Annotated in this window: 1 protein-coding gene; it reads right to left on the bottom strand. The window is 65.1% G+C overall.

The features are described 5' to 3' along the window. A partial coding sequence (locus tag FVP33_RS19300) for a GMC family oxidoreductase N-terminal domain-containing protein (protein WP_187270823.1) occupies positions 1-295 on the bottom strand: 295 nt, incomplete at both ends.

The raw sequence follows: 295 nt of genomic DNA, 5'->3' as shown, positions 1-295 counted from the left end.
GCTCCGTCGTGCCGAGAATCGTGACAACCCTGTGATCGTGCAGATGTCGGCCGAGCTGATCGTTGCCAATGCCGCTGGCGAGGAGCAGCCGTGGGGTCTCGACCGCGCCGGAAGACACGACGACGACCTCACCGATCACCGTGAGTTCCACGGGAGGCGTGGACGTGGACGCGATGAGCGTCACGCTGGCCGAACGCGCGCCGTCGCGCACCTCGAGGACCTCGGCGTCGAAGAGCACATCGCAATTGCCCGTCGCAAGGGCGCGCGGGATGAAGGTGTTGTTCGAACCATTCTT

It is taken from the genome of Lacisediminihabitans profunda, assembly GCF_008040105.1.
Lineage (GTDB): Bacteria > Actinomycetota > Actinomycetes > Actinomycetales > Microbacteriaceae > Lacisediminihabitans > Lacisediminihabitans profunda.
Note: the sequence above shows the minus strand (reverse complement) of the source record. Positions and strands in the feature narration are given on the sequence as shown.